Source organism: Pyramidobacter piscolens W5455 (assembly GCF_000177335.1).
Classification (GTDB): domain Bacteria; phylum Synergistota; class Synergistia; order Synergistales; family Dethiosulfovibrionaceae; genus Pyramidobacter; species Pyramidobacter piscolens.
Map to the genome: position 1 here is coordinate 39,929 of NZ_ADFP01000093.1, position 6,426 is coordinate 46,354.

At 55.2% G+C, this 6,426-nt stretch carries 14 protein-coding genes; all 14 read right to left on the reverse strand.

From position 1 onward, the window contains the following. Window positions 1-4 precede the first annotated feature (4 nt). Complete coding sequence (gene rplE / locus HMPREF7215_RS08570) at window positions 5-553, reverse strand: 50S ribosomal protein L5 (protein WP_009165413.1); 549 nt, start codon at window positions 551-553, stop codon at window positions 5-7. 15 nt (window positions 554-568) lie between these two features. Next, window positions 569-898 (reverse strand): 50S ribosomal protein L24, encoded by a 330-nt coding sequence (gene rplX / locus HMPREF7215_RS08575; protein ID WP_083798306.1) that lies wholly within the window; start codon window positions 896-898, stop codon window positions 569-571. 12 nt (window positions 899-910) lie between these two features. After that, on the reverse strand, window positions 911-1,279 hold the full coding sequence (rplN, locus tag HMPREF7215_RS08580) for a 50S ribosomal protein L14 (protein WP_009165415.1): 369 nt from the start codon (window positions 1,277-1,279) through the stop codon (window positions 911-913). Window positions 1,280-1,282: 3 nt separating this feature from the next. Beyond that, window positions 1,283-1,573 carry a 30S ribosomal protein S17 gene (gene rpsQ, locus HMPREF7215_RS08585; RefSeq protein WP_009165416.1) on the reverse strand — a complete coding sequence of 97 codons (291 nt, stop codon included), beginning with the start codon at window positions 1,571-1,573 and terminating at the stop codon, window positions 1,283-1,285. 6 nt (window positions 1,574-1,579) lie between these two features. Further along, complete coding sequence (rpmC, locus tag HMPREF7215_RS08590; RefSeq protein WP_009165417.1) at window positions 1,580-1,795, reverse strand: 50S ribosomal protein L29; 216 nt, start codon at window positions 1,793-1,795, stop codon at window positions 1,580-1,582. A gap of 2 nt (window positions 1,796-1,797) precedes the next feature. Beyond that, window positions 1,798-2,220 carry a 50S ribosomal protein L16 gene (gene rplP, locus HMPREF7215_RS08595; protein ID WP_009165418.1) on the reverse strand — a complete coding sequence of 141 codons (423 nt, stop codon included), beginning with the start codon at window positions 2,218-2,220 and terminating at the stop codon, window positions 1,798-1,800. Continuing rightward, entirely contained in the window at window positions 2,221-2,910 is a 690-nt protein-coding gene (gene rpsC / locus HMPREF7215_RS08600) for a 30S ribosomal protein S3 (protein WP_009165419.1), read from the reverse strand. 14 nt (window positions 2,911-2,924) lie between these two features. Beyond that, on the reverse strand, window positions 2,925-3,254 hold the full coding sequence (gene rplV / locus HMPREF7215_RS08605) for a 50S ribosomal protein L22 (RefSeq protein ID WP_009165420.1): 330 nt from the start codon (window positions 3,252-3,254) through the stop codon (window positions 2,925-2,927). A gap of 14 nt (window positions 3,255-3,268) precedes the next feature. Continuing rightward, window positions 3,269-3,583, reverse strand: coding sequence for a 30S ribosomal protein S19 (gene rpsS / locus HMPREF7215_RS08610; RefSeq protein ID WP_050768901.1), 315 nt, complete (start codon window positions 3,581-3,583; stop codon window positions 3,269-3,271). A 20-nt stretch (window positions 3,584-3,603) separates the two neighbouring features. Continuing rightward, on the reverse strand, window positions 3,604-4,434 hold the full coding sequence (gene rplB / locus HMPREF7215_RS08615) for a 50S ribosomal protein L2 (RefSeq protein ID WP_009165421.1): 831 nt from the start codon (window positions 4,432-4,434) through the stop codon (window positions 3,604-3,606). 21 nt (window positions 4,435-4,455) lie between these two features. Beyond that, a complete protein-coding gene (gene rplW / locus HMPREF7215_RS08620; protein ID WP_009165422.1) occupies window positions 4,456-4,752 on the reverse strand; it encodes a 50S ribosomal protein L23 in 297 nt (98 codons plus the stop codon). Continuing rightward, entirely contained in the window at window positions 4,749-5,372 is a 624-nt protein-coding gene (rplD, locus tag HMPREF7215_RS08625; RefSeq protein WP_009165423.1) for a 50S ribosomal protein L4, read from the reverse strand. Before rplD ends, rplW begins: the two co-directional genes overlap by 4 nt. Window positions 5,373-5,392: 20 nt before the next feature. After that, window positions 5,393-6,019 carry a 50S ribosomal protein L3 gene (gene rplC, locus HMPREF7215_RS08630; RefSeq protein ID WP_009165424.1) on the reverse strand — a complete coding sequence of 209 codons (627 nt, stop codon included), beginning with the start codon at window positions 6,017-6,019 and terminating at the stop codon, window positions 5,393-5,395. Between the two features lie 87 nt (window positions 6,020-6,106). Next, window positions 6,107-6,412, reverse strand: coding sequence for a 30S ribosomal protein S10 (rpsJ, locus tag HMPREF7215_RS08635; RefSeq protein WP_009165425.1), 306 nt, complete (start codon window positions 6,410-6,412; stop codon window positions 6,107-6,109). Window positions 6,413-6,426 lie beyond the last annotated feature (14 nt).

A 6,426-nucleotide genomic window follows, 5' to 3' on the forward strand; every position in this document is an offset into this window, starting at 1 on the left:
CCTCCTATTCAGCATGCGCAAAAGGCATACCAAGCTTCTCGAGCATGACAAACGCCTCTTCGTCAGTATTCGCAGTGGTAACGATGGTAACGTTCATGCCGCGCAGTTTTACGACCTTATCGTAATTGATCTCGGGGAAAATCAGCTGATCCCTGAGGCCAAGATTGTAATTGCCGCGTCCGTCGAAGGACGTTCTCGAAACGCCCTGAAAGTCCTTGATGCGGGCAAGAGTAAGATTCAGCAGTCGATCGAGAAATTCCCACATGCGCACGCCGCGAAGCGTCACGCTGCAGCCCACGGGAGAACCCTCACGAAGTTTGAAGTTCGCAATGGACTTCTTCGACTTCTTGATCATCGGACGCTGCCCGCTGATCGTGGCAAGCTCAGCGGCGGCCGCATCGATAAACTTGCTGTCGCTCTTGGCATCGCCGACGCCGATGTTAATGACAACCTTGACGATCTTGGGCATCATCATGGGGTTTTTATAGGCGAACCGCGCCCGAAGCGCAGGCACAACCTCGCTCTTGTATTTTTCCAGCACACGTACGGTCATAGTTTGCCTCCTCCACTACTTGAGCTGGTCGACGACTTCACCGGAAACTTTGGCCACGCGTACCTTGCGGCCGTCTTCCAAGAAAGCATGACCAACGCGGGTGGGCTTTCCGGTGTTGGGGCAAATCAGCATGACCTTGGAGGCGTAAATGGGCGTCTCCTTCTTGACGATGCCGCCCTGCGGATTGGCCTGAGTGGGCTTGCTGTGACGCGAAGCGACGCTTACGCCTTCGACAATAACCTTGTTTTCCGCGGGGAAGGAGACAAGAATCTTGCCTTCTTTGCCCTTGTCCTTACCGGAGATGACTCTGACGCGGTCACCCTTCTTCAAACGCATTTTGCTCATCACGCAGGCCTCCTATACAACTTCGGGCGCCAGCGAGATGATGCGCATGTACTTCTTCGCGCGAAGCTCACGGGCGACTGGGCCAAAAATACGGGTTCCTCTAGGATCGCCGTTACCGTCGATCAGAACGGCTGCGTTGTCGTCAAAGCGCACGTAGGAACCGTCAGCGCGGCGGCGCTCCTTTTTAGTACGAACGATCACAGCCTTGACGACGCTGCCCTTGGCAACATTGCTGTTGGGAATGGCTTCCTTTACGGCGCAGACAATGATATCGCCCAGCGAGCCGAAACGGCGACGGCTGCCACCGAGCACTTGGATGCATTTGACGCGTTTCGCACCAGTGTTGTCAGCGACGTTAAGCACTGTATTTAACTGAATCATCGGTTAAACATCCTCCTCGACAGATCCGCCCAGGATGGGGGCTCTCTCAATGATCTTGACGAGGGTCCAGCGCTTGTTCTTGCTCATAGGACGAGTTTCGGCAAACTGGACTCTGTCGCCCATGCGGCAGGCGTTCTCGGCGTCGTGCACGAGGAACTTCTTGGACTTGATGATACGCTTGCCGTAAACGGGGTGCATGGCATGCCGGGTCACACGGACAGAGATCGTCTTCTCCATCTTGTCGCTGACAACGATTCCGATTTTCATCTTGCGATGAGGGGTTTTCGCTTCCATTGAGCCTTACCTCCTTCCGGTGTTCACGTTCAGTCCCTGTTCTTTTTCGTGAACAATGGTAAGGACTCTCGCGATGGTCTTCTTGACCTCTTTGATTCTGCTGGTGTTCTTCAACTGGCCAACAGCATTCTGGAAGCGCAGGTTAAAAAGCTCTTCTTTGAACTGGTCGTGCTTGTTCATGAGCTCTTCAACGGTCATTTCACGCAGACTCTTGGCGTCCATTACTATTCACCATCCAAACTGTCGCGGGTCACAAGCCGCACCTTGATAGGAAGCTTGTGAGAAGCCGTGCGGAACGCTTCCTCAGCGACTTCGCGGGGAATCCCGCCAAGCTCAAACATAATACGGCCTTTACGAACGGCAGAGACCCAGAACTCAGGAGCACCCTTTCCCTTTCCCATTCGAGTTTCAAGAGGCTTCTTCGTATAAGGCACGTCGGGGAAGATGCGGATCCAGAGCTTGCCGCCCTTGCGCATCTTACGGTTGATGGCGACGCGGGTCGCCTCGATCTGGCGGGCGGTGATGTAAGCGCATTCCATCGCCTGCACGCCGAACTCGCCAAAAGCCACGTAAGCTCCGCCTTTCGTTTCGCCCACAAGGCAATCGCGATGAGGCTTGCGGAACTTTGTTCTCTTCGGCATCAACATTTAAGCCCGGCCTCCTTCCCTTTTGTTCGCCCTGCTGCGAACAGGGCGAGGCGCTGCCGTGTTCAAGGCTTTTTCATCACGGTAGATCCAGCACTTCACGCCAATAGCGCCGTACATGGTCACGGCCTTGACGCAACTGTAGTCCACGTCAGCGCGGAGAGTGGAAAGGGGGAGGCGTCCATCGTTATACCACTCCGTGCGGGCAATTTCAGCCCCGCCAAGACGTCCGGAACACTGGATCTTGATGCCCAGACCGCCAGCCTTCATGGTGCGGAACATAGCCTGCTTCATAGCGCGGCGGAAGCTGACGCGCCGCTCCAGAGCGGAGGCGATGCCTTCGGCCACAAGCTGGGCGTCAACGTCGGGATTTTTGATTTCCTGAACGTTCAGCATTACCCGAGTGCCAGTCAGAGCCTGAAGCTCGTCTTTCACCTTCGTCAACTCGGCGCCCTGTTTGCCGATCACCACGCCAGGACGAGCTGTCCACAGCGTGAAACGGATGACCTTGCCCACACGCTCGATCTCAACTCGAGAAATGCCCGCGCCTTCCCAGCGTTTTTTAATCCAAGAGCGCAGCTTGATATCCTCGTGAAGATTTTTCACGTAGTTTTTACCAACCGCATACCACTTGGATTCCCAGTCACGGATCACGCCGATGCGATAACCGATCGGATGAACTTTCTGACCCATAAGTCCTTTCCTCCTTACTCGGCGACCGTCACAGTGATGTGACTGGTACGATGCACATACGCATGAGCCCGCCCCATGGACGCGGGACGGAAACGTTTCATGCTGGGCCCCTGATCAGCCTTGGCTTCGACGACCTTCAGTTTCTCAACATCCATGCCGAAGTTGAATTCAGCGTTGGCGACGGCGCTCTTCAGCACCTTCTCCACCAGTCGGGCAGCTTTCTTCGGGGTGTAGCGGAGAACCATCATGGCATCTCCAACTTTCTTGCCGCGAATCAAAGGCAGTACCTGACGAACTTTATAAGGCGAAATGCGAACCGCCTTGGCAACTGCATAAGCCTGCACGTCAACGTCCCCCTTTACTTAGCCGCCGGAGCAGCCTTAGGTGCCGCCGCCGCTGTCGGAACTGAGCGCTCCTGACCGCTGTGACCGGTAAAACGACGGGTCAGCGCGAACTCACCCAGCTTGTGACCGATCATGTTCTCGCTGATGTAGACAGGAACATGGGTACGGCCGTTATGAACGGCAATTGTATGACCAACCATAGGCGGAACGATCATGGAAGCGCGCGACCAAGTTTTGAGAACCTTCTTGGTGCCGCTCCCGTTCAGTTCCTCGACCCTCTTGAGGAGTCTCGCCTCGACGTAGGGCCCTTTTTTAGCAGAACGTGCCATATTTTGTCCTCCTTACCCTACTACTTGGCGTAACGACGTCTGACAATGAACTTGTCAGAAGGCTTACGCACACGAGTACGATAGCCCTTCGCAGGGGTACCCCAAGGCGAACAGGGATGATGATGCGATTTCGTGGTGCCTTCTCCACCGCCCATGGGATGGTCGACGGGGTTCTGAATCATAGCGCGAATGCGTCCCTTGCGTCCCAACCAGCGAGTCTTGCCGGCCTTGCCGAGCGAGATGTTCTCGTGTTCGCCGTTGCCAACCACGCCAATGGTGGCGGTGCATTCGAGCAGGAACTTGCGAAGCTCACCGCTAGGCATGCGCACGAACGCAAACTTTCCTTCTCGAGCCATCAGCTGAGCGCTGACGCCGGCAGAGCGGACCAGCTTCGCGCCGCGGCCGGGTTCGAGTTCGATGTTGTGAACCAAGGTGCCGTCAGGAATGTTTTTGAACTTTTTAGCGTTGCCGGGGCGGATATCCGCCTCGGGACCGGCCATGATCGTATCGCCGACATGAAGCTGATCAGGGCAGAGGATATAGCGCTTCTCGCCGTCGACATAAAAAATCAACGCCAGACGAGCAGAGCGGTTGGGATCATATTCGATTGCCGCAACGCGACCGGGGATGCCAATCTTATCGCGTTTGAAATCGACGATGCGCAGACGGCGAATGTGACCGCCACCGATGAAACGCATGGTTCTCCGCCCATAGTTGTTGCGACCACCGGTTCTCTTCTTTCTTCCAGCAAGCAGTGAACGCTCAGGCTTCTGCTTCGTGATGTCTTCACGGCTCAGGATCGTCATATGACGTCTACTGGCGGTGTAGGGATTGAATTCCTTGATTGCCATTTTTCAGATTTCCTCCAATCGCTAGGCGCCAGCGCCTTCGAAGAACTGGATGCGCTCTCCCTCGGCTAACGTGATAATGGCCTTTTTCCACGCGCGGCTCTTGCCGAGAAATGCTCCCATACGTTTGGGCTTGGAATGGACCTTCACCGTATGGACGCTCTTGACTTTAACCTTGAAGACAACCTCGACGGCCTTGCGAATCTCAATTTTGTTGGCCATAGGATGAACTTCGAAGGTGTACTTGTTCATTTCCATTAAGCGGCTGCTCTTCTCGGTAACCACAGGACGGATGATGATGTCATGAGCTACAAGATTCATCGAGCGTACACCTCCTCAAGCTTTTCAAGAACCGCCGGCGTGGCCACGACATGATCATGATGAACCAGGTCAAGTACGTTGATGCTGTCAACATGAAGGACCTTAGCGCCAGGAATGTTGCTGGCGGATCTGACAACATTTTCATCTCTCTGGTCAAGCAGGAACAGGATCTTTTTGGCTTTCAGAGAGTCGATGAAACCTTTCATCTTCTTCGTGGAAGGGGCCTCAAAACCAAAGTTCTCCACCGCACAGAGCGACTGCTCAATCACTCTCATGGAAAGAGCACTGCGCATTGCCAAGGCACGGACCTTTTTATTGACCTTCAGGTCGTAGGAACGAGGCTTGGGGCCGTGAACCACACCGCCGCCGACCCAGAGAGGCGAACGGCTGCTCCCCGCGCGCGCGCGACCGGTATGCTTCTGTTTCCAAGGTTTCTTGCCGCCGCCGCGAACTTCGCCGCGCATCTTCGTACTGGCCGTCCCTTGTCTGGCATGAGCCAACTGGGCGACTACAACCTGATGCATCGCAGAAACATGAACAGAAGCGCCGAAGACTTCGTCAGAAAGTGTTTTCTCCCCGACGACTTCTCCGCTGATATTCATAATCTTGATAACAGGCATTTCGTTGATCCTCCTTCAGTCTAGCCCTGCTTGTGAATCAGGACGAGACCGTTTTTGGCGCCAGGAACCGCACCCTTGATGAGAAGGAGGTTGTTCTCCTTATCAACTGCGACGACGGTCAGATTCTTGATGGTAACGCGCTCGTTGCCGAGATGCCCGGGCATCGCCTTGCCCTTGAAAATATGGCTCGGATAGCTGCTGGCCCCGCTTGAGGCCGGCTTACGATGCGACACGGACACGCCATGGCTCGCCTGAAGACCGCCAAAGTTCCAGCGCTTCATAACGCCAGCGAATCCCTTCCCTTTGCTGGTTCCAGTGACGCTGACCGTCTCGCCCTCGGCAAAGACGGCCACGTCAACAATTTGGCCAGCTTTATACTCGGCGGAATTCTCAATGCGGAACTCGCGTAGCCAACGGCATGGCCTTACGCCGCAACGATCATACATCCCCTGAAGCGGCTTGGTCACCTTGCGAGGCTTCCGTTCGCCCAACCCAAGAAGAATGGCACTATAACCGTTTTTCTCCGGGGTACGGACATCGACCACAGGACAAGGACCAGCAGCGATCACAGTCACCGGGACGGACTGCCCCGCCTCATTGAATACGCGGGTCATGCCCAGCTTTTGTCCAAGAATACCAAGACTCATACTACCTACACTCTCCTTTGCTCAGAGCTCCCCCACCAGAAGGGGGGGGGGAGATTCAGCTTTATTGGCTCAGAGCTTCCCGCTCGGTTAGAGCTTGATCTGGATATCGACACCAGAGGGAAGATTCAGCTGCATTAATGCTTCCATCGTCTTCTGCGTCGGATCGAGGATGTCGATGAGACGCTTGTGGGTTCTCATTTCATAGTGCTCACGGGCATCCTTGTTGACATGAGGGGATGTAAGGATGCAGAACTTGTTGATCTCCGTAGGAAGCGGGATCGGACCGGCGACCTTGGCGCCGCTGCGCGCCGCGGTTTCAGCGATTTGGGCGGCGGAGGTATCGAGCACGCGGTGATCGAACGCTTTGAGACGAATTCTGATTTTTTTGGACACGACGCGGCCTCCGC

Coding starts and splice junctions, on each gene's coding strand:
- rpsQ (WP_009165416.1), bottom strand. CDS start 1,573: ATGGAAGCGAAAACCCCTCATCGCAAGATGAAAATCGGAATCGTTGTC.
- rpsC (WP_009165419.1), bottom strand. CDS start 2,910: ATGGGTCAGAAAGTTCATCCGATCGGTTATCGCATCGGCGTGATCCGT.
- rplN (WP_009165415.1), bottom strand. CDS start 1,279: ATGATTCAGTTAAATACAGTGCTTAACGTCGCTGACAACACTGGTGCG.
- rplD (WP_009165423.1), bottom strand. CDS start 5,372: ATGCCTGTTATCAAGATTATGAATATCAGCGGAGAAGTCGTCGGGGAG.
- rplB (WP_009165421.1), bottom strand. CDS start 4,434: ATGGCAATCAAGGAATTCAATCCCTACACCGCCAGTAGACGTCATATG.
- rplX (WP_083798306.1), bottom strand. CDS start 898: ATGAGCAAAATGCGTTTGAAGAAGGGTGACCGCGTCAGAGTCATCTCC.
- rpsS (WP_050768901.1), bottom strand. CDS start 3,583: ATGGCACGTTCTGCTAAAAAAGGGCCCTACGTCGAGGCGAGACTCCTC.
- rplW (WP_009165422.1), bottom strand. CDS start 4,752: ATGAATCTTGTAGCTCATGACATCATCATCCGTCCTGTGGTTACCGAG.
- rplP (WP_009165418.1), bottom strand. CDS start 2,220: ATGTTGATGCCGAAGAGAACAAAGTTCCGCAAGCCTCATCGCGATTGC.
- rplC (WP_009165424.1), bottom strand. CDS start 6,019: ATGAGTCTTGGTATTCTTGGACAAAAGCTGGGCATGACCCGCGTATTC.
- rplE (WP_009165413.1), bottom strand. CDS start 553: ATGACCGTACGTGTGCTGGAAAAATACAAGAGCGAGGTTGTGCCTGCG.
- rpmC (WP_009165417.1), bottom strand. CDS start 1,795: ATGGACGCCAAGAGTCTGCGTGAAATGACCGTTGAAGAGCTCATGAAC.